Origin of the sequence: Tenacibaculum insulae, assembly GCF_964512435.1 — a bacterium.
GTDB classification, from domain to species: domain Bacteria; phylum Bacteroidota; class Bacteroidia; order Flavobacteriales; family Flavobacteriaceae; genus Polaribacter; species Polaribacter insulae_A.
Map to the genome: position 1 here is coordinate 2402921 of NZ_OZ208512.1, position 25213 is coordinate 2428133.

The 25213-nt window shown below is 29.2% G+C and carries 23 protein-coding genes; 17 read left to right on the forward strand and 6 right to left on the reverse strand.

What is annotated here, in order from left to right:
- The first annotated feature begins 28 nt into the window (after positions 1-28).
- Positions 29-679, forward strand: a complete 651-nt coding sequence (locus ACN5J5_RS11075; RefSeq protein WP_418644956.1) for a lysoplasmalogenase family protein — start codon at positions 29-31, stop codon at positions 677-679.
- Here the strand turns inward: ACN5J5_RS11075 and ACN5J5_RS11080 are convergent.
- The 3 genes from ACN5J5_RS11080 to ACN5J5_RS11090 are packed head-to-tail and all read right to left on the reverse strand — an operon-like array spanning position 676 to position 2822.
- On the reverse strand, positions 676-1752 hold the full coding sequence (locus tag ACN5J5_RS11080; RefSeq protein ID WP_418644957.1) for a hypothetical protein: 1077 nt from the start codon (positions 1750-1752) through the stop codon (positions 676-678). The genes ACN5J5_RS11075 and ACN5J5_RS11080 overlap by 4 nt on opposite strands.
- On the reverse strand, positions 1736-2266 hold the full coding sequence (locus ACN5J5_RS11085; RefSeq protein WP_418644958.1) for a hypothetical protein: 531 nt from the start codon (positions 2264-2266) through the stop codon (positions 1736-1738). Before ACN5J5_RS11085 ends, ACN5J5_RS11080 begins: the two co-directional genes overlap by 17 nt.
- Positions 2256-2822 carry an RNA polymerase sigma factor gene (locus ACN5J5_RS11090; RefSeq protein WP_418646547.1) on the reverse strand — a complete coding sequence of 189 codons (567 nt, stop codon included), beginning with the start codon at positions 2820-2822 and terminating at the stop codon, positions 2256-2258. The genes ACN5J5_RS11085 and ACN5J5_RS11090 overlap by 11 nt, the downstream gene beginning before the upstream one ends.
- A 188-nt stretch (positions 2823-3010) precedes the next feature.
- On the opposite strand from ACN5J5_RS11090, the gene ACN5J5_RS11095 reads away from it, so the two are divergent.
- From ACN5J5_RS11095 to ACN5J5_RS11125, 7 genes are all read left to right on the forward strand, one after another.
- The gene (locus ACN5J5_RS11095; RefSeq protein WP_418644959.1) at positions 3011-3868 is read left to right on the forward strand and encodes a hydroxymethylglutaryl-CoA lyase; all 858 of its coding nucleotides are present in this window, start codon (positions 3011-3013) and stop codon (positions 3866-3868) included.
- Between the two features lie 4 nt (positions 3869-3872).
- A complete protein-coding gene (locus ACN5J5_RS11100) occupies positions 3873-4679 on the forward strand; it encodes a putative zinc-binding metallopeptidase (protein WP_418644960.1) in 807 nt (268 codons plus the stop codon).
- Positions 4680-4712: 33 nt separating this feature from the next.
- Positions 4713-6227, forward strand: a complete 1515-nt coding sequence (locus tag ACN5J5_RS11105) for a bifunctional metallophosphatase/5'-nucleotidase (RefSeq protein ID WP_418644961.1) — start codon at positions 4713-4715, stop codon at positions 6225-6227.
- Between the two features lie 147 nt (positions 6228-6374).
- Positions 6375-7541: a porin gene (locus tag ACN5J5_RS11110; RefSeq protein ID WP_418644962.1), complete on the forward strand. Its 1167-nt coding sequence runs from the start codon at positions 6375-6377 to the stop codon at positions 7539-7541.
- Positions 7542-7647: 106 nt separating this feature from the next.
- On the forward strand, positions 7648-8184 hold the full coding sequence (locus tag ACN5J5_RS11115; RefSeq protein ID WP_418644963.1) for an FMN-binding protein: 537 nt from the start codon (positions 7648-7650) through the stop codon (positions 8182-8184).
- Entirely contained in the window at positions 8185-8688 is a 504-nt protein-coding gene (locus ACN5J5_RS11120; protein ID WP_418644964.1) for a hypothetical protein, read from the forward strand.
- A gap of 45 nt (positions 8689-8733) precedes the next feature.
- A complete protein-coding gene (locus ACN5J5_RS11125; RefSeq protein ID WP_418644965.1) occupies positions 8734-9315 on the forward strand; it encodes a methyltransferase domain-containing protein in 582 nt (193 codons plus the stop codon).
- A 52-nt stretch (positions 9316-9367) separates the two neighbouring features.
- On the opposite strand, the gene ACN5J5_RS11130 is transcribed toward ACN5J5_RS11125, so the two are convergent.
- Positions 9368-10366 (reverse strand): metal-dependent hydrolase, encoded by a 999-nt coding sequence (locus ACN5J5_RS11130; protein ID WP_418644966.1) that lies wholly within the window; start codon positions 10364-10366, stop codon positions 9368-9370.
- 194 nt (positions 10367-10560) lie between these two features.
- On the opposite strand from ACN5J5_RS11130, the gene guaB reads away from it, so the two are divergent.
- From guaB to ACN5J5_RS11155, 5 genes are all read left to right on the forward strand, one after another.
- On the forward strand, positions 10561-12036 hold the full coding sequence (gene guaB, locus ACN5J5_RS11135; RefSeq protein ID WP_418644967.1) for an IMP dehydrogenase: 1476 nt from the start codon (positions 10561-10563) through the stop codon (positions 12034-12036).
- A 111-nt stretch (positions 12037-12147) separates the two neighbouring features.
- Positions 12148-14004: a DNA topoisomerase IV subunit B gene (locus ACN5J5_RS11140; RefSeq protein WP_068705635.1), complete on the forward strand. Its 1857-nt coding sequence runs from the start codon at positions 12148-12150 to the stop codon at positions 14002-14004.
- Positions 14005-14034: 30 nt separating this feature from the next.
- Entirely contained in the window at positions 14035-14223 is a 189-nt protein-coding gene (locus ACN5J5_RS11145) for a hypothetical protein (RefSeq protein ID WP_068705638.1), read from the forward strand.
- 18 nt (positions 14224-14241) lie between these two features.
- Complete coding sequence (locus ACN5J5_RS11150; protein WP_418644968.1) at positions 14242-16956, forward strand: DNA gyrase/topoisomerase IV subunit A; 2715 nt, start codon at positions 14242-14244, stop codon at positions 16954-16956.
- On the forward strand, positions 16956-17810 hold the full coding sequence (locus ACN5J5_RS11155; RefSeq protein WP_418644969.1) for a mechanosensitive ion channel family protein: 855 nt from the start codon (positions 16956-16958) through the stop codon (positions 17808-17810). Before ACN5J5_RS11150 ends, ACN5J5_RS11155 begins: the two co-directional genes overlap by 1 nt.
- A 1-nt stretch (position 17811) precedes the next feature.
- On the opposite strand, the gene ACN5J5_RS11160 is transcribed toward ACN5J5_RS11155, so the two are convergent.
- Positions 17812-18117 (reverse strand): DUF6787 family protein, encoded by a 306-nt coding sequence (locus ACN5J5_RS11160; RefSeq protein ID WP_418644970.1) that lies wholly within the window; start codon positions 18115-18117, stop codon positions 17812-17814.
- Positions 18118-18207: 90 nt separating this feature from the next.
- Entirely contained in the window at positions 18208-19266 is a 1059-nt protein-coding gene (gene aroB, locus ACN5J5_RS11165) for a 3-dehydroquinate synthase (RefSeq protein WP_418644971.1), read from the reverse strand.
- A gap of 103 nt (positions 19267-19369) precedes the next feature.
- On the opposite strand from aroB, the gene ACN5J5_RS11170 reads away from it, so the two are divergent.
- The 4 genes from ACN5J5_RS11170 to ACN5J5_RS11185 all read left to right on the forward strand — a co-directional run bounded on the left by ACN5J5_RS11170 (position 19370) and on the right by ACN5J5_RS11185 (position 25120).
- Positions 19370-20533: a proline dehydrogenase family protein gene (locus ACN5J5_RS11170; protein ID WP_418646548.1), complete on the forward strand. Its 1164-nt coding sequence runs from the start codon at positions 19370-19372 to the stop codon at positions 20531-20533.
- Complete coding sequence (locus tag ACN5J5_RS11175) at positions 20533-20829, forward strand: LETM1 domain-containing protein (RefSeq protein WP_418644972.1); 297 nt, start codon at positions 20533-20535, stop codon at positions 20827-20829. The genes ACN5J5_RS11170 and ACN5J5_RS11175 overlap by 1 nt, the downstream gene beginning before the upstream one ends.
- Before the next feature lie 70 nt (positions 20830-20899).
- Positions 20900-22672, forward strand: coding sequence for a translational GTPase TypA (gene typA, locus ACN5J5_RS11180; protein ID WP_418644973.1), 1773 nt, complete (start codon positions 20900-20902; stop codon positions 22670-22672).
- 873 nt (positions 22673-23545) lie between these two features.
- Positions 23546-25120, forward strand: a complete 1575-nt coding sequence (locus ACN5J5_RS11185; RefSeq protein WP_418644974.1) for a tetratricopeptide repeat protein — start codon at positions 23546-23548, stop codon at positions 25118-25120.
- Positions 25121-25213 lie beyond the last annotated feature (93 nt).

The window sequence follows — 25213 nt, forward strand, 5'->3', positions numbered from 1 at the left end:
TTATTTGAATTAATTATATTTACTTTATATGGAGTCAAAATTTAATATTTATACCGTAGCATACATAGTAGCATGTTTTGCTTCTTTATTTTTTATAGATGCAGGCAGTTCTTTGGCAGAAATGAATCTTAAAATAACAGCATTAGTTGTTTTGGCGTTTATGTATATAGGTATCTCTAAAAAAATAGATTTTTGGTATATTTTAATTTTAATGACCTCTATTGCGGCCGATTCTTTTTTTGTTTACGATCCTGATTTTTTAATGCAAGGAGTTGTTTTGGTTTTGATTAATAGAATATTATACTTTATATTTTTAAGAAAGAAAATTGCCAAAATAAAATTAAGTTCATTACTTATTTACCTAATACCTGGTTTTGTTATTTTTGGAGTTATTTTATATATGTTTTCACCACATTTAAAAAACATGTTAAATATTCTTTTTGTAATATGTTTTTGCAACATTAGTTTAATAAGTATCGCTTATTTTAATTTTTTAAAAAATAATAATAAGAAAAATTTATTTTTTTTATTAGGTGTTTTTATGATTAGTGCAGGCGATTTTTTTATAGTATATAATAAGTATTTAGAGTATAATTTATTTTTTGTATTAGGTTATACAACTATTTATTATGTTGCTCGCTATTTAATTTGTTTTTCAGTTATTGAGGATAGAAATTAATCTTTAATATTGAAAGAAACTCCGCCGTATCTTGATTTTATACTAATTGTTGAATTGCTATTTTCTTTGCCAAAAAAGCCTTCGTAATATTTGTTTGTATTCTTTTTGATGCTTTTAAAAAACTCAACTTTATTTTCAGGATAATTAAACCCAGCATAGCCTAAATCGGCAGTAAAATTAAAACTATTATCATTAATAGTACCTATTTTAATACCTGCGTAGCTACCATCTATAGTTATGTTTTCAAAACCTTTTAAAACTTTAAAAACTTTAACGCTACCAAATTCGGTGTTAATTTTTAAGTTTTTTCTTAGTGTTCCTATTTTTATACCAGCATAATCAGAATTTCCTGTAATATTTGTTGCTTCGTTTACAGTGATACTTCCATAATCGCTATTAAATTTTACATTATTGGCAGTTTTTACTTTTACAGTTGAATAATCAGCACTGATATTTAAATCTTCAGTTTTTTTAATATCAATTTTAGAGTAATCAATATTTATGTTTCCTGATTTAATATAATCAATCTCAGATCCACCACAATAATCTAATTTTATAGTATTCGAATCGTTAAGTAACGCATCAATAATTATATTTCCATAATCACAATTTAAGTTAGCTTTACCTTCAAGTTTATCTAGTTCAATAGTACCATATTCGTTGTTTAAATCGGCATTATTAGTTCGTGGCATTTTTATAAAATAATTTATTTTATAATTAATATTATCATTGCCAAACCAGGTCCAGTTAGATTTTGTTTTACCAATTTTAGTTCGGGCTTCAACTAAGTTATTTGAGGCTTCAAACAATACATTAATTGCGTTTAATTTTTTATCAACATTATCAATATCATTCCCTTTTACAGTAATTTTAACGTTAATTTCAATACGATTTTTGTCCCATGTAGTTACGTTAACATCACCATATTTATTACTAATATATAAAGTTGCATTTTTAGCTACCGTAAAATTTTTACTAATGGTTTTACTTTTTTCGTGTTTCTTTTTATCGTTAGCTACCATTATGCTTGGTAATACTAAGAAAAGGAATATAATTTTATATAATTTCATCATCTAAAAGTTCTAATTTTGTAATATTTTTTTGTTGATCTAATTGTACTAATAGTTTATCTAGTACTTTTAATCTTTTTTGGTAATTGTTAATCATTTTTTGAATTACCTGACGCTTATTTTCTTTTTTTGCTAATTCATTAATGAGTGATTTGTAGCTGTCTTCTAAGTTTTCTATTTCATCTAAAGAATCTTCAATAACTCTTTCGGTTTCAATATTTCGATATCGTTCAACCTCTTTTAATTCTTGATTTATTGTTGTAACAAAAAAGCTTTGAGTTTCGGCCATTTTAGGTGAAACATCGGCTAAATCGTAGGTTTTTTGTTGTTGATAATTACCAAGGTAAAAACCTAAAACAAGTACAATAGATGCGGCAATACTCATCCAAAAAATGGGAGGTTTCCTATTTTTTTTTTGTTGTTGAAGCTTTCTTTGAAAACGATCTAAATGGCCTGAATGCGGCTCTAAAAGATCGAAATCATTTTCTTCAAAAAACTGATGTAGTTTATCGTCCATAAATTTCTGTTTTATTGGTATTGGCAAGTAATACTTGCTTTAATTTCTTTTTTGCTCTTGATATTGTTGTTCGCACATTTTCGTTTGTATAATTTAAAATTTGCGAAATTTCTTCATAATCATATCCTTCAATTAAATTTAAAGTTAAAACCACTCGATAATTTTCTTTTAGCTCATTTAAACTTTCTATAACCTGTTGTACGTTTAACGTGTTATAGTCAATTTCGGTTTCTTCGATTTCGTAATTAGGAATTACTTCCATTTTAACTTCATCGTAGCGGTTATTTTTTTTTAACTGCGTAAGACTTTTATTTACTACAATTTTTTTTAACCATGCTCCAAAAGCAACTTCACCTTTAAAACTATTTAACTTTGTAAAAGCAGTTAAAAAAGCTTCTTGCATTATATCTTCAGCTTCAAATTCATCTTTTAAAATGCGATATGCAGTATTATACATGGCTTTATAATAGCCATTGTATATTTGCATTTGTGCATTGCTATCGCCTTTTTTGCAGCGTTCAATTAGTTGGTTGATATGTGTTTTTTTAGACTCCAAAGAAATCATTCTATACTAATGACAAATTAACTTTTAATTTGTGACAGTTTTAGTTGATAAAAGTATAATTTTATTCATAAAATGTACAATAATATAGGTAACTATCTGTATTATAGGTAGCTATTTTTTAACATTATAAAAATAAATCAGCCGAAAAAAAACAAATCAAAAGATGTATATTTGGCATAATGATTGACAGTATAAAAATTATAGAATGCCCACGTGATGCAATGCAAGGAATTAAAAGTCATTTTATTTCTACAGAAGCAAAGGCAAAATATATTAATTCACTTTTAAAAGTAGGTTTTGATACTATAGATTTTGGAAGTTTTGTATCGCCGAAAGCAATTCCTCAAATGAGAGATACTGCCGAGGTTTTATCAAAATTAGATTTATCAACAACCAGAAGTAAGTTGTTAGCTATAGTAGCAAATGTAAGAGGTGCAAATGATGCCTCTCAGTTTGAAGAAATTAATTATTTAGGATATCCTTTTTCGATATCAGAAAATTTTCAAATGCGTAATACGCATAAAACGATTGAGCAATCAATTGATACATTAAAAGAAGTTTTAGCGATTGCAAGCAGAACGAATAAAGAAGTGGTAGCATATTTATCAATGGGTTTTGGAAATCCGTATGGAGATCCTTGGAATGTTGATATTGTTGGAGAATGGACAGAAAAACTATCTAATTTAGGTGTTAAAATATTATCTTTATCAGATACCGTTGGTACATCAACCCCAAAAGATATTGATTATCTGTTTTCTAACTTAATACCAAGTTACCCGCAAATTGAGTTTGGTGCACATTTACATACAACACCAACAAAATGGCACGAAAAAGTAGATAGCGCATTTAAAGCTGGTTGCCATCGTTTTGATGGAGCAATTAAAGGCTATGGAGGTTGCCCAATGGCAAAAGATGAATTAACGGGTAATATGCCAACTGAAAAGTTATTGTCATATTTTACAGCGCAAAAAGTAACAACAAATATAAAACCAATGAGTTTTGAAAGTGCTTACAACAAAGCACTTGAAGTTTTTTAAAATTATGAAGTTTAAAATTATTGTTTTTTTTTTATTAGCCTCTATATACTGTCAATCTCAAGCTGATGAGAGGATAGGTGTATGGCAAATTCAAAATGGTGTTTTAATAAAAAACAACTCTAATAAAAACGATATAGCCAATGATTATTGGGAAGAATTTTATGAAATTTTTCCTAAAGAATTAACCAGAAAATATATTAAAAGAATTCTTTTAATGACTGATGGTATTGATGAAAAAACAGGAGCACTTGTTTCTTTAAACTCTAGAAATGACAGATGGATGCTAGAGATTGATATTAGAGATGTAAATCTTAAAACTCGAAATAAAAAAAGGTTACATGAATCTATTTACACCATGGTTCATGAATTTGGGCATTTATTAACCTTAAATAAAACTCAAATAAGACCAACAAATAAAAGCAAACAGCAAGAAGGTGAATTGTATTTAACGCTTGAAGGTGAAGCTTATAAAAATAGTTATATAAATAGATTTGTTAACTTATTTTGGAAAGGAGCTTTATTAGATAGTTGGGATGTTATTCAAAGAGATTATTGTTTTACAGAAGCAAATTGTGTAAAGAAAAAATACGATTTGTTATATGTTAATAATGATACTGAATTTATTACTGATTATGCAGTTGAAAGCCCTGAAGAGGATATTGTTGAAAGCTGGACCGCCTTTGTATTAAGAGGTAAGGTTAGAAAACCGAGAACTATTGCTCAAAAAAAAATAAACTTTTTTTATCAATTTCCTGAGCTTGTAGAGTACCGAAAAATCATTAGACGTAATACACGTAAATATCTTCATTAGAATATGTAAATTTGTGTCGTTAAAAAAGGCTCAATGAAACAAATTACATATTTATTCTTAATTGCACTAGCTATTTTTGTAACTAGTTGTAAACCACAAAAAAATACAGATAAAACATACTTTAATATACTTCAATTAAACGATGTTTATGAAATAGCACCTATTCAAGGAGGTAAGTTTGGAGGGATGGCTAGAGTAGCGACTGTACATCAAAATTTATTAAAAGAAGAAAAAAATACCATGCTGGTTTTAGCAGGCGATTTTTTAAATCCCTCTTTACTTGGTACCATGAAAGTTAATGGAGCCAGAGTAAGAGGTAAACAAATGGTAGAAGTAATGAATGCCATGAATTTTGATTTAGTAGCTTTTGGTAATCACGAATTTGATTTAAGTTATACAAATTTACAAGAGCGATTAAATGAAAGTAACTTCGATTGGATTTCAGCAAACGTATTGCATAATCAAAATGGTACAAAAAAGCATTTTCATAAAGTTGTTAATGGTACAAAAGTTTCTTTAAAAGACGCTTATATTAAAGAATTTGATAATCCAGATGGCACAAAACTAAAAGTTGGTTTTATAAGTGTATGCATTCCTTCAAATCCTAAAAGTTACGTGTACTACGGAGATATGTATCAGGAAATTAAAAGATCGTATAACGAAATTAAAGATAAAGTAGATCTTGTAATTGGGTTAACACACTTATCGTTAACTCAAGATAAAAAAGTAGCAGAATTGCTGCCTAACGTGCCTTTAATAATGGGAGGGCACGAGCATGCTAATAGTTATGATAAAGTAGGAGAAACGGTTATTGCTAAAGCAGATGCTAATGCGAAAACGGCATATATTCATCGGTTTGAATACGATTTAAAAACTAAAAAAGTACAGTTAAAATCAGAATTAAAAGAAATTAATGATCAAATAATTGCTGATAAAAAAGTAGCATTAATTGTTGATAAATGGCAAAAAGTACTAAAAACAAAAATTCAGGATATTGTAAAAAACCCGTACCAAGTAATTTTTAAAGCTAAAACACCTTTAGATGCAAAAGAATCATCTATAAGAAGTATGCAAACCAATATGGGCGAAATTATTACAAAAGCAATGAGTTTTGCGTATGATAATACTGTTGATTGCGCTATTGTTAACGGAGGTTCTGTTCGTATTGACGATGAACTTGCAGGTGATGTAAATATGGTTGATATATTTAGAGTTTTACCCTATGGAGGTGCTATTTTAAAGGTTGATATAAAAGGGAATTTATTAAAAGATGTTTTAGAATTTGGACATAAATCTGCTGGTACAGGAGCGTATTTACAACGTTACAACGCAAGTAAAGTAGCAGGTGAGTGGCTAGTTAAAAGCAAACCTATTGTAAATGATAAAGTTTATAAAGTTGCCTTTTCTGATTATTTACTTAGAGGACTTGATATACCTATTTTATCAGCTAAAAATCCAGCAGTTATTACTGTTTACAAACCAGAATCATCAAAAGAGCTAAGTTTTGATATCCGTAAGGCGGTTATAACTTACCTTAAAAATCAATAATGTTTTAGTTTTTAAATAATTAAAGATTAACAAACTTAAATACATAAAGTTTATTTAAAATAAATCTTAATAAACTTTGTGTAATTGTTAAACTCTGTTAAATTTGCACTCGTAAATAAAAAATTATTTAAAATTAATCTAAATAAAATGAAAAAAGTATTTTTCGCATTATTAGCAGGAGCATCATTATTTGCAACAGCACAATCTGCGCCACAGGATAGTATTCCTACAAATCCGCAAAATCAAAAAAATGCGGCACAACGTATTTTATCATCAAACTTAAGTCAAAAAGGTTTAACTGTTGGTGGTTATGCTGAAACTCATTATAACAGAGCTACAGGTAAAAATGCAAAGTTAGATGTACACAGAATGGTAATGTTGTTAGGATATAAGTTTAATGATCGTACACAATTTATTACAGAAATTGAGTTTGAGCATGTAAAAGAAGTATTTATTGAACAAGCTTTTTTACAATATAGTTTAAACGACAATGTAAATTTAAGAGCTGGTTTAATGTTAGTACCAATGGGTATTGTAAATGAATATCATGAACCAACTACTTTTAATGGAGTTGAAAGACCAAGTATGGATAAATCAATTATCCCTTCTACTTGGAGAGAAATCGGTTTAGGAGTTTCTGGTAGATGGGATGAAGCATCTTTACGTTACCAAGCTTATATGTTTAATGGTTTTTTATCTGATAATGGAGGAAAATATTTAGGCGGAAGTAATGGTTTTAGAAACGGTCGTCAAAAAGGAGCGGAATCTATGATGAATAATGTAAACTTTTCTGGTAAGTTAGATTATTACGGATTACCAGGTTTACGTTTAGGATTATCAGGATATTTTGGAAGAACACAGTCTGATAATGCAATAGAAGATATTAGCGGAGCAGATGTAGGTATAGCAATGTTAGGTTTAGATGCTCGTTATGCGTATCAACGTTTTACAGCTCGTGGTCAGTTTATTCACGCAAGTGTTTCAGATAGCGAAGAATATAATACACTTTATGGTTCTGACTTAGGAAGCGCTTTACAAGGTTGGTATGTAGAAACAGCTTATAATTTATTACCACAAGATAAAGAACAGCAGTTATATGCTTTTGCTCGTTACGAAGATTATAATACACATGCATCAACAGATGGAGGTTTAGCAAAAAACTTAGCGTACGATCGTGATGAATGGACGTTTGGTTTAACATACAAAATTGCTCCAGGTGCAGCTATAAAAGCAGATTATCAATTTAAAAATGATGCAGTAGCAGGAAGCAAAACAATAAAACAATTAAACTTAGGTTTTGGTGTTTGGTTTTAATCATTATTATTAGAAGTTTGTTATTTTTTGTGAAAATCGAATCAAGTTTTTATAATTTGGTTCGATTTTTGTTTTTTATTTAGACTAATTCTAATATTTTTGCAATATGAAAATGCGACTATTTTTACCTTTCTTATTATTGATAACCTCCATAGGATTGTTATCATTTAGTATTCCTAAAAAACTAAAGAAAAAAGTAGAGAAGGAAATTAAAAAGACATTTGATGTTGAGAATTTTGAGATAACGAAAATCATTATTGCAGATTCAATTAATAAACAATTAAATAAAAAGATAAGAGAAGATAATTTATTTAAAATATCGGTAGAAAAAAAGATTGTAGGCTATGCTTATATTGATAAAGCACCTAGTAAAACTGATGAATTTGATTATTTAATTCTTTTAGATGAAGCGTTAATTGTAGTAAAAACTAAAATATTAATTTATCGTGAAGATTACGGTGGCGAAATAGGAAGTAAACGTTGGTTAAAACAATTTATAGGTAAAACCGCTAACGATAAATTAAAATACGAAAAAGATATTATAGCCATTTCAGGAGCAACAATATCAGCGTCTTCAATGACAATTGCAGTGAATAATTTTCTTCAAAATTTAGAAATCCTTAATAAAAATAAAGTATTGTAAATGCAAGTTCACGGTGTAATTCATCAATTTCCGAAAGAAATAAAATTATTAATACTCGCTTTTGTTTGCACCTTAAGTATTGGTTTTTTTGGCGGAATATCATTTGTTAGAGATACAACAAATTCTAATCCAACAGGAATAGAAGAGCGTTATTTAGGGAATGAAGATGTAGAAGAGGCTACTACCATGAAGTTTAAAAAATCGGCAGGAGAAATCAAAACAATGGTGCATAATCATATTTTATCACTCTCTGTAATTTTCTTTTTGTTGGCAATTATTTTAGCTACAACAAGTATTAATAAAAAGCTAAAGTTGTTTTTAATGATTGAACCTTTTGTGTCAATAATTAGCACCTTTGGTGGAATTTATTTAATGTGGACAGGAATTACCTGGATGAAATATGTTATTATGATTTCTGGGTTATTTATGACTCTTTCATTCGGAATGGCTGTTTTAATGATTTTTAATCAATTGATTTTTAAAAAGAAGTTAACTTTAGAATAAAGTGTACACAAACAATTTTCATTTTTAAAACTAAATATTTAATAAATGGATTTATCTGCAAATTTTTGGGGAAAGAAATACACATCTAATAAAATTGGATGGGACTTAGGAGTAGTTTCTCCACCTTTAAAAGCTTATTTTTATCAATTAGAAAATAAAGAGCTAAAAATTTTAATTCCTGGAGGAGGAAATTCTTACGAAGCAGAATATCTTTTTAATAACGGATTTAAAAATGTTTTTGTAGTTGATATTTCTAAAGAACCTTTAAATAACTTAAAAAAAAGAGTTCCAAATTTTCCTTCAACACAATTAATTAATGCTAATTTTTTTGATATAGATTCTACTTTTGATTTAATAATTGAACAAACTTTTTTTTGTGCAATTGACCCGAATTTACGTGAAAAATATGCTTCAAAAATGAATGATTTGCTTAGTAAAAACGGAAAATTAGTAGGTTTGTTATTTGATGCAAAATTAAATGAAGATCATCCGCCTTTTGGAGGCTGTAAAGAAGAGTATAGTACTTATTTTAAACCTTATTTAAATATTGCTAAAATGGAATCTTGCTATAATTCTTATCACAATAGAAAAGGTATGGAGTTATTTGTGATACTCCAGAAAAAATAATTTTTTACATAAAAATTAAATTATAGACTAAGAGAGTTTCAAACTACTATTTTTAATTTCCTTTTATACGTGCCCATAATTGGGAAAGTAACTTTTTTCCATCGCGTTTATCTTTAGGCTCTTCAGTAAATTGAATATTACCTATATCATCTTCAGTAATTTTATATTTAAAAACAAAGTTTTGAGAGTTTGGTGCCAAACTTAAAAGGCCAAATCGTAAGTCATTATAATAAAGGATATCCTTCTTTTTTGTAATAGTATACCAACCTTCTGAAATAGTAATCATTTCTTTTATTTTTTGATTATTAGCTAAACTCCCTAATAAATGATGATTTTTTTTATAAGAATCAAAAGTAATAGGTTGTGTGTCAAAAAATGAATAATTGGCTAATAGATATGCCTTTTCTGTTTCTATATTAGCGCTCCATAAAACGGTATTCATTGGAGAAGGTCTGGTATTTAATTGTAAATATGATATGTTTTGTGTTTTTAAAGCAGCTTCAAATTGATTGAAAGCCATCCATTTAAAAAAAAATGTAAGTATTAAGTAAGTAGAGCTAGCTATTAAGCCAATTTTATTATAAAACTGTCGTTTCTTAGAGGTTCGTTTTTGCCTCATAGCCAATAGTAGAAAAACTAAAAAAGGCATTGTGTAAAGCGGATCGATAACAAAAATTGTTTTAAATGCTAACCGAATATCAAAAGGCCAAAAAAACTGCGTTCCCCAAGTGGTATGAGCATCTAAAATAGGATGTGTTATAAAAGCCCAGAAAAATAACCAAGACCAACTTTTAAAATTATTATATTTCTCATAACGAGAAACCAACCAACCAAAAACAGGAGCGAAGAGTACAGAAAAGAGTATGGAGTGTGTAAATCCACGATGAATATTAAGAGCCGTAACTGTATCCGTAAAATAAGAAGCGAGCACATCTAAATCAGGAATTGTTCCTGCAATTGCACCATAAAACATGGCTTTGTTTCCTGTTTTTTTACCTAAAACAGCTTCGCCAACTGCGGCACCTAATATTATTTGAGTAAGAGAATCCATATAATAAACAAAAGTAAGGCATGTATGCTAAACAAAGCATACTACTTTAGTTTTTATAGGTGCATACTTTAAGTTAAAGTATAAAATGAGTTCTAAAGGAAAATTATTTTGTTAACCTTATTTTTAATTTAGGTTTCAACTATTTATAGTATATTTGCACGTAATTAATTAACAACACACAAAATTAATTGCACATGCAAGCTCATCAATCAAAAATAGTAGGCGAAGGTTTAACGTATGACGACGTTTTATTAGTGCCAGCTTACTCAGAAATACTTCCAAGAGAAGTTTCTATCCAAACAAAATTCACCAAAAATATTACAATAAATGTACCAATAGTATCAGCAGCAATGGATACAGTTACCGAATCTGCAATGGCAATAGCAATGGCTAGAGAGGGAGGAATTGGTGTTTTACATAAAAATATGACCATTGAGCAACAAGCTCAAGAAGTTCGTAAAGTAAAACGTGCAGAGAGCGGTATGATTATCGATCCCGTAACTTTACCATTAACAGCAATAGTATTAGACGCTAAAATGTTAATGAAGGAACATAGTATTGGTGGTATTCCGATTGTTGATGAAAAAGGTACCTTAGTAGGAATTGTTACCAATCGTGATTTACGTTTTGAAAAAAATAACGAACGCCCAATTATTGAAGTAATGACAGCTGATAATTTAGTTACAGTTGCAGAAGGTACTTCATTAAAAGATGCTGAGGTAATTTTGCAACAAAACAAAATAGAAAAGTTACCTGTTGTTAATAATGATGATAAGCTAGTAGGTTTAATTACTTTTAGAGATATAACAAAGTTAACACAAAAGCCAACCGCTAATAAAGATACTTACGGACGTTTACGTGTTGCAGCAGCATTAGGAGTAACAGCTGATGCTGTTGATAGAGCAGCAGCTTTAGTAAATGCAGGCGTAGATGCAGTAATTATTGATACAGCACATGGGCACACAAAAGGCGTAGTTGCGGTTTTAAAAAATGTTAAAGAAAAGTTTCCTAAATTAGATGTAATTGTAGGTAATATAGCAACACCAGAAGCAGCAAAATATTTAGTAGAAGCTGGAGCAGATGCTGTAAAAGTTGGTATCGGACCAGGCTCAATTTGTACAACTCGTGTAGTTGCAGGTGTAGGTTTTCCTCAGTTTTCAGCAGTATTAGAGGTTGCTGCAGCTATTAAAGGATCTGGTGTTCCGGTTATTGCTGATGGAGGAATTCGTTATACAGGTGATATTCCTAAAGCAATTGCCGCAGGAGCTGATTGTGTAATGTTAGGTTCATTGCTAGCAGGAACAAAAGAAAGTCCAGGAGAAACAATTATTTTCGAAGGAAGAAAGTTTAAATCATATAGAGGAATGGGATCTGTTGAAGCAATGAAACAAGGTTCTAAAGATCGTTATTTTCAAGATGTTGAAGATGATATCAAAAAATTAGTGCCAGAAGGTATTGTAGGTCGTGTACCTTATAAAGGTGAGTTAGTAGAAAGTATTCATCAATTTGTAGGAGGTTTACGTGCAGGTATGGGATATTGTGGGGCTAAAGATGTTGAAACACTTAAAAATACAGGTAAATTTGTACGAATTACTGCAAGCGGAATTAATGAAAGTCATCCGCATGATGTTGCAATTACTAAAGAAGCACCAAATTATAGTAGAAGATAATTTACTGATAAACATTATATTTGAAACTCTGTTAATAACTAAATTAACAGAGTTTTTTATTTTTACATAGTAAATACTATTTTAGCTGAGACTTCAATTTCCTTAAACTTTATGGCTCAAGAAACAAAATATACCGAAGATAATATACGCTCGCTCGATTGGAAAGAACATATTCGAATGCGTCCAGGAATGTATATTGGAAAGTTAGGAGATGGTACCTCACCAGATGATGGAATTTATATTTTGGTAAAAGAGGTTTTAGATAACTCTATTGACGAATTTGTAATGGGTACAGGAAAAACGATTGAGGTTTCTGTGCAAGGCGAAAAAGTAATTGTAAGAGATTATGGTCGTGGTATTCCGTTAGGTAAAGTAGTAGATGTTGTATCTAAAATGAATACAGGTGGTAAGTATGATTCTCGTGCCTTTAAAAAATCAGTAGGATTAAACGGGGTAGGAACTAAGGCGGTAAATGCTTTGTCTACTTTTTTTAGAGTAGAGTCTACTCGTGATGGAAAATCAGCATCTGCAGAATTTGAAAAAGGCGAGTTAGTTAATCAAGATTTACTGGAAGAAACTTCGCGAAGAAGAGGAACCAAAGTTACCTTTATTGCCGATAACTCAATCTTTAAAAATTATAAATACCGTCCTGAATATATTATTCGATTATTAAAGAATTATGTATACTTAAATCCGGGGTTGACAATTGTTTTTAATGGCGAAAAATTTCACTCTAAAAACGGATTAAAAGATTTATTAGAAGATAACAATAATCAAGATGATATGTTGTATCCAATAATACATTTACGAGGAGATGATATTGAAGTTGCCATTACACATAGTAAAACACAATATTCAGAGGAATATCATTCGTTTGTAAACGGGCAGCACACTACGCAAGGAGGTACACATCAAGCAGCATTTAGAGAAGCAATAGTTAAAACCATCCGTGAGTTTTATGGTAAAAACTTTGATGCTTCTGACGTTCGTAAATCAATAATTTCGGCAATTGCAATTAAAGTAATGGAACCCGTTTTTGAAAGTCAAACAAAAACAAAGTTAGGTTCTACCGAAATGGGAGGTGATTTACCAACAGTTCGTACTTATATTAACGATTTTATAAAAACAAAACTTGATAATTTTTTACACAAAAATGTAGAGATTGCTGATAAACTTCAGAAAAAAATCATTCAAGCAGAAAAAGAAAGAAAAGAACTTTCGGGTATTCGAAAACTTGCAAAAGACAGAGCAAAGAAAGCAAGTTTGCACAATAAAAAATTACGTGATTGTCGCATTCATTTAGGCGATATTAAAAAAGAAAATCATTTAGATACTACGTTGTTTATTACCGAGGGGGATTCGGCTTCGGGTTCTATTACAAAATCACGAAACGTAAACACGCAAGCAGTTTTTAGCTTAAAAGGAAAGCCGCTAAATTCTTACGGGCTGAGTAAAAAAATTGTATACGAAAACGAAGAGTTTAATTTATTACAAGCCGCTTTAAATATTGAAGACGGATTAGAAGATTTGCGGTATAATAATATTGTAATAGCTACCGATGCCGATGTAGATGGTATGCATATTCGTTTATTATTAATTACTTTCTTTTTACAGTTTTTTCCTGAAGTAATAAAAGAAAGGCATTTGTATATTTTAGAAACGCCGTTATTTAGAGTTCGAAATAAAAAAGAAACGATATACTGTTATTCTGAAGATGAAAAACGAGCAGCGATTGATAAGTTAAGAGGAAAACCAGAAATAACGCGATTTAAAGGATTGGGTGAGATTTCGCCAAATGAGTTTGTGCATTTCATTGGTGATGATATTCGTTTAGATCCTGTAATGTTAGATAAAGAAATGTCGATAGAGCAAATGCTAGAATTTTATATGGGGAAAAACACCCCTGATAGACAAAAATTTATCATCGAAAACTTAAAAGTAGAGTTAGATGCAATTGAAGAAGTGTAAAAAGAACGTTTTAGTTAGTTAAAAAAGAAAATGAATAAAGAACGAAGAGTAAGAATATACTTAATAATAGCTTTTACAATCTTTTTTATTAATTTATTAAATGTTGATGTAGCTAATTTAAGCTGGGAAAGTAATAGTAAACATTATATAAATATGCTAGTAGCGGCATTAGTTTTTACGACCATTTTTATCCTTAATAAAAAAAACAATAACTCTTAAAAGAATCCCCATTGTTAAATGAGTGAAGAAAATAATAATTACGAACACGACGAAGAATTAAATCAACCAATTGAAAATACAGAAACGATAACCAAAGTTACCGGAATGTATAAAGAATGGTTTTTAGATTACGCTTCGTATGTAATTTTAGAAAGAGCTGTTCCGTCGTTAGAAGACGGTTTAAAACCGGTACAACGTAGAATAATGCATTCTATGAAAGACCTTGATGATGGGCGTTACAATAAAGTAGCTAATATTGTAGGGCATACCATGCAGTACCACCCGCATGGAGATGCTTCAATTGCTGATGCGATGGTGCAAATTGGTCAGAAAGAATTACTGATTGATATGCAAGGTAACTGGGGAAATATCTTAACAGGAGATAGAGCGGCAGCATCAAGATATATTGAAGCACGTTTATCAAAATTTGCCTTAGATGTTGTTTTTAATCCAAAAACGACCGAATGGAAACAATCGTATGATGGTAGAAGAAAAGAACCGATAGATTTACCCGTAAAATTTCCTTTATTACTAGCACAAGGGGCAGAGGGAATTGCAGTAGGTTTATCAACCAAAATATTACCGCACAATTTTAATGAATTAATTGATGCTTCTATAAAATATTTAAAAGGAAGAAGCTTTACCATAGTCCCTGATTTTTTAACAGGCGGAATTGCCGATTTTACCAATTATAATGATGGTAAACGAGGAGGGAAGGTTCGAGTGCGTGCAAAAATATCTCAATTAGATAAAAAAACATTAGTCATTACCGAGGTGCCGTTTGGTACTACAACTTCGTCATTAATAGATAGTATTTTAAAAGCAAATGATAAAGGTAAAATCCGTATTAAAAAAATAGAAGACAATACGGCTGCAAATGTTGAGATTTTAGTGCATTTACCACCAAATGTATCGCCAGATAAAACAATTGATGCTTTATATGCATTTACAAATTGTGAAAATTCTATTTCGCCTTTATGCTGTACAATTCAAAATAACACGCCTGTTTTTTTAGGAGTATCAGAATTGTTAAAACACTCAACCGATTTAACAGTTAATTTATTAAAAAGAGAACTTGAAATTCAATTAAATGAATTACAAGAACAATGGCATTTTGCATCATTAGAGCGAATTTTTATTGAGAATAGAATTTATCGTGATATTGAAGAGGTTGATACTTGGCAAGGTGTTATCGAAGCAATTGATGCAGGTTTACAACCACATATAAAACATTTAAAACGTGCCATTACTGAAGAAGATATTGTTCGATTAACAGAAATTAGAATAAAAAAAATATCAAAGTTTGATATTGATAAAGCAAAGCAGTTTATTGAAAGCTTAGAAGATAAAATAGCAGTAGTTAAAAATCATTTAGCTAATTTAATCGAATTTGCAATCGATTATTTTAAAGACTTAAAAACGAAATACGGGAAGGGAAAAGAACGTAAAACTGAAATTAGAATATTTGATGATATTGTAGCTACAAAAGTAGTAATGCGTAATACCAAACTGTATGTAAACAGAGAAGAAGGGTTTATAGGGACTTCACTAAAAAAAGACGAATATGTTACCGATTGTGCAGATATTGATGATGTAATTGTTTTTAGAGATAATGGATCAATGATGGTTACCAAAGTAGCCTCTAAAACCTTTGTAGGTAAAGGAATTATTCATTTAGCTATTTTTAAGAAAAAAGATAAACGTACCGTTTTTAATATGATTTATATAGATGGGGCTAAAGGACCATCGTATATGAAGCGATTTAATGTTACCTCGGTTACTAGAGATAAAGAATACCTGTTAGCAAATAACAATCCTAAATCAAAATTATTATATTTTACAGCAAACCCTAATGGAGAAGCTGAAGTAGTAACTGTAAATTTACGAGCAGTTGGAAGTGTAAAAAAACTAAAATGGGATATTGATTTTGCAGATTTATCCGTAAAAGGTCGTAGTGTACGAGGTAATTTAGTTAGTAAATACAGTGTAAAAAAAATAGATTTTAAAGAAGCAGGAGTATCAACATTAAAACCACGTAAAATTTGGTTTGATGATGCCGTACAGCGTTTAAATGTTGATGGTAGAGGTGAATTACTTGGCGAGTTTAAAGCAGAAGATAAAATTTTAATAGCTACACAATCAGGTAAAATTAAAGCAGTATCTCCAGACTTATCAATGCATTTTGATAATGATATGATTGTGTTGGAAAAATGGAAACCTAAAAAACCGATTTCAGCAATTTATTTTGATGGAGAAAAAGAACGCTATTATGTAAAACGTTTTTTAATTGAAACAGTTGATAAAGAAGAAATTTTTGTTACTGAAAGTGAAAAATCGAAATTAGAAATCATAGCTACTGATTACAGACCAATGGCTGAGGTTATTTTTTCAAAGCGTAGTTTGGATAAGTTAACAGTAAACTTTGAAGATTTTATCGCTATAAAAGGTATTAAAGCACAAGGTAACCAGTTAACTACAGATAAAATTCGAACGGTGAATTTATTAGATTCTTTACCATATAGCGAACCGGAAGAAGAGAAAGTAGAAGATATTGAGGTAAATGAAGATGAAGAAATTACCGAAAATAATTTAGCTTTAGAAGTAGAGGAAGTATCGCAAAAAGAGTTTGTAAAATCTAAAGAAGATAAGGCAAAAAAAGCCTTAGAGCGTGCGCTTCAAAAAAAGAAAAAAACGACAAGTGAAGATGATGAAAATCAAACCGAATTATTTTAATGGATAAATTTTTTCCTTACCAATTTAATTTAGACTCCTTTTTAGGTGTTTTGAGTTATGTATTAGTTGTAATGCTTGTTGTGTGGGTGTTATCAAGAATTGCTCGTTATATTATTATTCAAATAATCAAACGAAAAAAGATTGACCGCTATGGAAAAACAAGTATTTTATTTTTTCGTAATTCAGTAAAGTTTTTTTTAGGAGTTTTTGGTATTGTTTATATTATAATGACAGTACCGGCTTTTAGAAGTCAAGCAGCTTTAATTTTTTCTGGAGCGGGTATTTTAGCCGCAATTATTGGTTTTGCAGCACAAGCAGCTTTATCTAATTTAATAGCAGGAGCTTTTATTGTTATATTTCGCCCGTTTAGAGTGGGAGACTATATTAAGTTAGATGAAACTAGAGTAGGTATTGTTGAAGATATCACTTTACGACATACCGTAATTAATAATTTTGAAAATAAGCGATTGATAATCCCTAATTCGGTAATTAGCACCGATTCTGTTTTAAATCATACGATTGAAGATTCTCATGTATTAAGTTTTAACAATTTTAAAATAGGCTTAAAAGCAGATATTGATTTAGTTAAGAAAATTATTCAGGAAGAAGCAATTAAATTACCAACAGTTATAGATTACAGAACGCCAGAACAAGTAATGGCAGATGCACAACAGGTAGATATTCGTGTAATAGATGTTCATATAGATCATATACACATGCGTGCTTATGTTTGGTTAAATGAGCCTTTTAAAGAATTTAAAACAAAATGTGCTTTAAAAGAAGCGGTACATAAACGCTTTTTAGCAGAAGGAGTTGCTTTACCTATACCTATTTATAAGTTAGCAAAATCATAATTTATTTTTTAAACAAAAATCCTAAGCCAACTCTACTTAAAAACTTTTTTTCGAAAGCCCAAAAGAATTTAAACTGTCCAAAAAACCAGCCAACTAAAGGTAATGTTGTTTGGTAGATAGGAAAAATAAGTAAAATACGTAGCGGCCAATAAACCCAAGGAGAAGTAGTTTCTGGAGAAAGTCCAAAAAAAGCGGTGATAGGTTTTGCAATCCAAGTAGCAAACGAACCGTTAATAGAAAATACAATTATTACAGCAATTACATCCCAAGTGGTTTTTAAACCCCAACGTTGTTTTAGTTTTTCCATGAGGGCAAAAGTAATTAAAAGAAAAAGGGTAAACAAATGTTTACCCTTTTTGATATTTTTATTATTAACTTAATAAAAACAACTTTTTTTTTAAGAATTATAGTAGTTTAAACTTTCAATAATTAATTGGCTTGAAACTTTACAATCAATTTTAAAATCTTCATAATTATTTAAAAGCACAAAGTTAATTTCGCCACCAATATTTTTCTTGTCATGTTTCATTAACTCCATAATTGAAGAAAAATCATCTTCTAAAATTGCTGTTTTACCATAAATAGCAATGATAGACTTTTTAATTTCTTGAAGTTTATCAATAGGGAAATCTAAAATTTTAGAAGAAAGATAGGCTTCACAAACCATTCCTATAGCTATTGCTTCACCGTGTGTTAAATTTTGTTTTGTTTGATTTTCTAAAAAATAAGATTCTATTCCATGACCAATGGTGTGTCCCCAATTTAAAACTTTACGAACATTTTGTTCTTTAGGATCTTTTAAAACAACTTCGTTTTTAATTTCGATAGAACGATGAATTAAATCGATAATATTTAAATCTGAATTATCTTTTATTTCATTAAATAAACGAATATCGTGCGTCATACCGTATTTAATAATTTCTGCCGTACCAGATCTAATTTCACGAGCAGGAAGTGTATGTAAATACTCCGGATCTAAAACAATCATTTTAGGATTAGCAAACAAACCTATTTGATTTTTTAAAACACCTAAATCAATTCCTGTTTTTCCGCCAACAGAAGCATCAACCATAGAAAGCAATGTAGTGGGGATGTTAATAAAATCAATTCCTCTTTTAAAAGTTGAGGCAACAAAACCACCTAAATCGGTAATAACACCGCCACCTAAGGTAATTAATAAACTTTTTCTGTCGGCACCTAATTCGGTCATTGCATTCCAAACACCTACACAAGTTTCAATATTTTTATGAACTTCGCCAGCATCAATCTGAATAACTTCAATCGTTTTATCAGTTTCTAATAATTGTATAAAGCGAGGATAACAGTGAGTAAGTGTATTATCATCAACTAAAATAAAAATAGATGAATAATTATTACTGCTAATTATTGTTGCTAATTCAGTATACGCTTTTTCATTAAAATGTATAGGGTATGTTGCTGCTTGGATAGAAGTCATTTTAATCTAAATTTAAAGCGAAAATAAATAGAAAAAATTAAAATATATCATGTAGGACATTTATATTTGTATGAACAATTTTAAAAATAAAACGACTTCAGAAATGAGACTTTTTAACAATACAGAAACGGCTTTTAAATTAAAATCAGATTCAGAATTAGAACGTGCGTATTTTTTGTTTAAAATGATACAAAATCAACCAATGGTTCGTATTGGTACAGCGGTAACTAATTTTGCATTAAAAGCACATTTGCCAGTTGAAGGCTTAATAAGATCTACTGTTTTTGATCATTTTTGTGGAGGAGTTACTGAAGATGATTGTTTACCTAATATTGAAAACATGCACGAGAAAGGAAATGTGCATAGTATTTTAGATTATTCGGTTGAAGGAAAAGAAGATGAAGCACAGTTTGATGATGCGTTAAATATGACGTTAAAAACGATTGATTTTGCTGAAGAAAAAAAATCGATTCCTTATGCAGTTTTTAAACCAACTGGTTTTGGGCGTTTTGCTTTATATCAAAAATTAACAGAAAAAAAAGAATTAACTGTTGATGAGAAATCAGAATGGATTAGAGTTTTAGAGCGTTTTCATACGGTTTGTAAAGCTGCGGTAAAAAAAGATGTTCCGTTATTAATTGATGCAGAAGAAAGTTGGATGCAAGCAGCTGCTGATGATTTAATTGAAGAATTAATGGAAATCTACAATAAAGAAAAAGCAATTGTATTTAATACCTTACAAATGTATCGTCATGATCGTATGGATTATTTACGTGATTTATATAAAAAAGCACACCAAAAAGGATATCATATTGGTATGAAAGTGGTACGTGGAGCTTATATGGAAAAAGAGCGAGAACGTGCAGAAGAAAAAGGATATAAATCGCCAATATGTAAAGATAAACAAGCTACTGACGATAATTATAATGAGGCCATACGTTTTATGATGGAGCATAAAAATATGGCAATATTTGCAGGAACTCATAATGAAGAGAGTTCATTTTTATTAATGAATTTAGCAAAAGAATATAAAATTGCTAGTAATGATAACCGTATGTGGTTTGGACAGTTATATGGAATGAGCGATCATATTAGTTTTAATTTAGCAAAAGAAGGATATAATGTTGCTAAATATGTACCTTTTGGTCCTGTACGAGATGTAATGCCATACTTAATTCGTAGAGCAGAAGAAAATACTTCGGTAGCAGGACAAACATCAAGAGAGCTTAATTTACTAAAAATAGAAAGAAAGCGCCGTAAATTATAATGAATACGGTTGATGAAATAAAGGAAGCTATTCAAAAAAATAAAAAACGATTAGCAAAAGAACTTCAAGAAAGTAAAGAATTGATTTTTTTAATAAAAAAATCAATTACTACCAGCTTGTCTGATGAAGAAAAAAATAAAGTAAAAACTCAAACCTTAGATATATGTAAAGCAATACCTGCTTTTGCTGTATTTATGTTGCCAGGAGGCGCTTTATTATTGCCTTTATTAATAAAATTGATACCCGATATTTTACCAAGTTCCTTTAGAGAAGATGATGAAGTGTTAGAAGAATAAAAATAATTCATCATCACTTATAGTATTCATTTATAAAACACTATTTTTGCAGCTTCAAAAACGAGCAAGAATGCAACCAATTAGAAACATCGCTATTATAGCACACGTTGATCACGGTAAAACTACCTTGGTAGATAAGATTATAGATCAAGCAAAAGTTTTAGACGAACGTAAAGAACGTACTGATTTATTGTTAGATAATAACGATTTAGAGCGCGAAAGAGGAATTACAATTCTTTCTAAAAACGTATCAGTAAACTATAAGAACACAAAAATCAATGTAATTGATACTCCTGGTCACGCCGATTTTGGTGGAGAAGTAGAGCGTGTATTAAAAATGGCAGATGGTGTTTTATTGTTAGTAGATGCTTTCGAAGGGCCAATGCCACAAACTCGTTTTGTATTAGGGAAAGCCTTAGAGTTAGGATTAACGCCTATTGTTGTTGTAAACAAAGTAGATAAAGAAAACTGTACTCCTGATATCGTTCATGAAAAAGTTTTTGATTTAATGTTTGCTTTAGAAGCTACTGAAGAGCAGTTAGATTTTACAACCGTTTATGGTTCTGCAAAGAATAACTGGATGAGTACTGACTGGAAAAATGAAACAGATAATATCGTACCTTTATTAGATGCTGTATTAGAATCTATTCCAGAAACTAAGTACAACGAAGGTACACCTCAAATGCAAATTACATCGTTAGATTTTTCTTCTTTTACAGGAAGAATTGCTATCGGACGTATTTTTAGAGGAGATTTAGAAGCTGGTAAAGACTATATGTTATGTAAAGCTGATGGATCTACTAAAAAAGTAAGAATTAAAGAACTACACGTATTCGAAGGAATGGGTAAAGTTCAGGTAGATAAAGTTCCTTGTGGAGATATTTGTGCTATTACAGGTATTGAAGGATTTGAAATTGGTGATACAATTGCTGATTTAGAGAACCCAGAAGCATTACCAAGAACAGAAATTGATCAACCTACCATGAGTATGTTGTTTACAATTAACAACTCACCTTTCTTTGGTAAAGAAGGTAAATTTGTAACTTCTCGTCACTTACGTGATCGTTTATTTAAAGAATTAGAAAAGAATTTAGCTTTAAAAGTTGAAACTACAGATTCTGAAGATAAATTTAATGTTTACGGTCGTGGAGTATTACACTTATCTGTATTGATTGAAACAATGCGTCGTGAAGGTTATGAATTACAAGTAGGTCGTCCTCAGGTAATTATTAAAGAAATTGATGGTAAAAAACACGAACCAATGGAAACATTGTCTATCGATGTGCCAGAAGATGTTGCCTCTAAAGCTGTAAACTTAGTTTCTTTACGTAAAGGAGATTTAATGGTTATGGAGCCTAAAGGAGATTTACAACATTTAGAATTTACAATTCCATCTCGTGGATTGATAGGTTTACGTAACAAAATTTTAACAGCAACTTCAGGTCAAGCAATTATAAATCACCGTTTTTCTGAATACGGACCTTATAAAGGAGATTTTAGTGAAGACGTAAAAGGAGCTATTGTATCTGCAGCAGCAGGTAAAGCAACAGCTTATGCTTTAGATAGATTACAAGATAGAGGTAAATTTTTTATTGATATTAATCAAGAAATTTACATAGGTCAAGTAATTGGAGAAAATAGTAAGGCAGACGATATGGCTGTAAACTTAGTTAAAGGAAAGCAATTAACAAACATGCGTAAATCTGGTACAGATGACGCTATGAAAATTGCTCCGAAAATAGATTTTTCTTTAGAAGAATGTATGGAATACATTAAAGGAGATGAATATTTAGAAGTAACTCCAGAAAGTTTACGTATGCGTAAAATTACTTTTAAAGCGTAATTTTTAAAAATTATCCATAAAAAAACCACCTGAATAAGGTGGTTTTTTTATGCGTAATAGTTTGTGATATTAAAAAAATAAAAAACTATCAAAACGTATAAGGGGATATCGTTATTGATAGTTTTTATAAGTTGTATTATTAATTATGGGGAGTAATTAATAAAAGGGAGTTTTTAATTAGGGGGGTAATTAAAAAGAGTTACTAATTATGGGGGTAACTAATAAGCTCGGTACAAATATATGCGTAAAAAGAGTAGATGATATTACTGTAGTAATTTTGATGTACTTTTTAGTGAATATAAGGCGAAAAACAGGTGTTTTAATATTTATGTAGTATAAAAGTCTACTTCATTTTAAAAGAAGGTAAATAAAATTTAACAATACTTAAAAGCTTAATTCGGTATTTTTTATTAAAAAGTATTTTTGATTAGACAATAAAAGAAATGCTTAAAAATAAAAAACTATCAAAAACATATAAGGGGATATAGTTATTGATAGTTTTTATAAGATGTATTATTAATTATTGGGGAGTAATTAATAAAATTGAGTTTTAATTAATTTAGGGAAATTAATTAAAAAAAATTATTAGTTATGGGGATAACTATTAACTTCTATCTAAATATACAATTAGATATTAAGTGTTATACTGTTGTAGTATTTTTGAAGTATGTTGTATTGATTGTATCTGTAAGGTGAAAATGTTTTTCAATCTTTGTTTTTTCACGATATCGTATAATTTTATAATATAAAACAAATATGATTTTATTAGTTAGATATTAGGTTATAGGAACTTTTTTAAGAAGAAAAATTAAATATGTAGTACAAATGAAGTATATTTAAGCGATAATTTGTTTAAAATAAGATTAAGTTTAGATGAAAGAGTGTTTTGTAGTAGTAATGAAGTGTGTTACAGATTTGGTTTTATGTAAAAAAAAGCAATCTGTTTTTTTGTTGTTTATAGTATTGTCTGTCAATATAAACGGGCAACAATATAAAATTTCATCAAAAGAAGAATACAAAAAAACAATTGTTAAAAATTACTATTTATTTCAAAAAAATGAGAATGAACATTTTTTAGATAGCATAATAACAATTATTAAACTTAATAAATTTATAGTAAAAGAAGATTCGATAAATAGTAAAATTCTTTATTTAAGAGCAGTTAATAATTTAGAGTTAAGAAGATTTAAAAAAGCTGAAAATTTATTTATTAAATCGTTTGAATTAGCTGAAAAAACAAATGATGTATTTTTAAAAGGAACTATCTACAATTCTAGAGGTATTATTTATTCATTGGCCTATAAAGATTATGTTAAAGCAGCAGAGTTTTACAAAAAAGCAATTGTAAACCATAAAGAGGTTAATAATGTATCACAGTTATTTGATACTTATTATAATTTAACTAAAAATTATAGGCAGCAATCAAAATGGAAAGAATCTACAAATTATGCTAATGATTTTTTAAAATTAATAGAAAATGGCGAAAAAAGAACAAGTGGAGTTGATATATTACACTACTTTATAGCAGATAATTATTTTAATCTAAAAAATAACGAAGAGTCACTTAAAAATTTAAAAATAGCAGAAAGTTTAACATTAAAAGATGATAGTGAACTTCATAGTTTAATTAATACTTTATATGCTAAGTATTACGAAAATGAAGGGAATTTTACTTTAGCAATAAAAAAATACAAAGAAGTAAATAAAAACTTAGAAGAAACAATTATTAATGATGAAAAGAGAATTAAAGCTTCTTTTGTTAAAGAGTTAGAGTTAGAAAATGAATTAAAAAACAAAAAAGATCTTATAATTAATAATCAAAAAACTAAATTAATTGTAAGCGGTATTACGATTGTTTTATTTATAACATTTATTGTTTTTCTAATTTTGTTAAGAAGAAAAAATAAAAATAAAAACAAACAAATTAAAAGTTTAAACTTAGATTTAAATGAGCTAATATCAGATTTAAAAATAAAAAATGAAGATTTAACTACTAAAAAATCAGAAATAGAAAGCCTTTTAAATTTAAATGAACAAACCTTGTTTTCTCGTGTTTTAAAAATTTCAACTTACAATGATACTATAAGAAAAGTGAGCGTTGAAATTGATAATTATATTGATACGAATGTAAATTCAGCAAAATTTTTAATTTCAATTAATAAAAAACTAAATGATTTAATTTCTGAAGAAGAATTATGGGAAGACTTTAAAATTCAGTTCGAAAAAATTAGACCTGATTTTTTTAGTAAGTTAAAGCAAATTTCTCCAAACTTATCAGTAAACGATTTAAAACACTGTACCTATATTGTATCAAATTTAAAAAGTAAAGAAGTAGCGCAATTAATAAATGTATCACCAAGAAGTGTAGAAACAACAAGGTATAGATTAAAGAAAAAAATAGGATTAGAAAAAGAAGATAGCTTGTATGATTTACTAAGTACGTTATAAAATATAATTTTTATAAAAATACTTGTATAAGTAAAAATAATATCTATATATTTGTACCATCTTAAAAAAAGAAATAATGACTTTTATTCAATT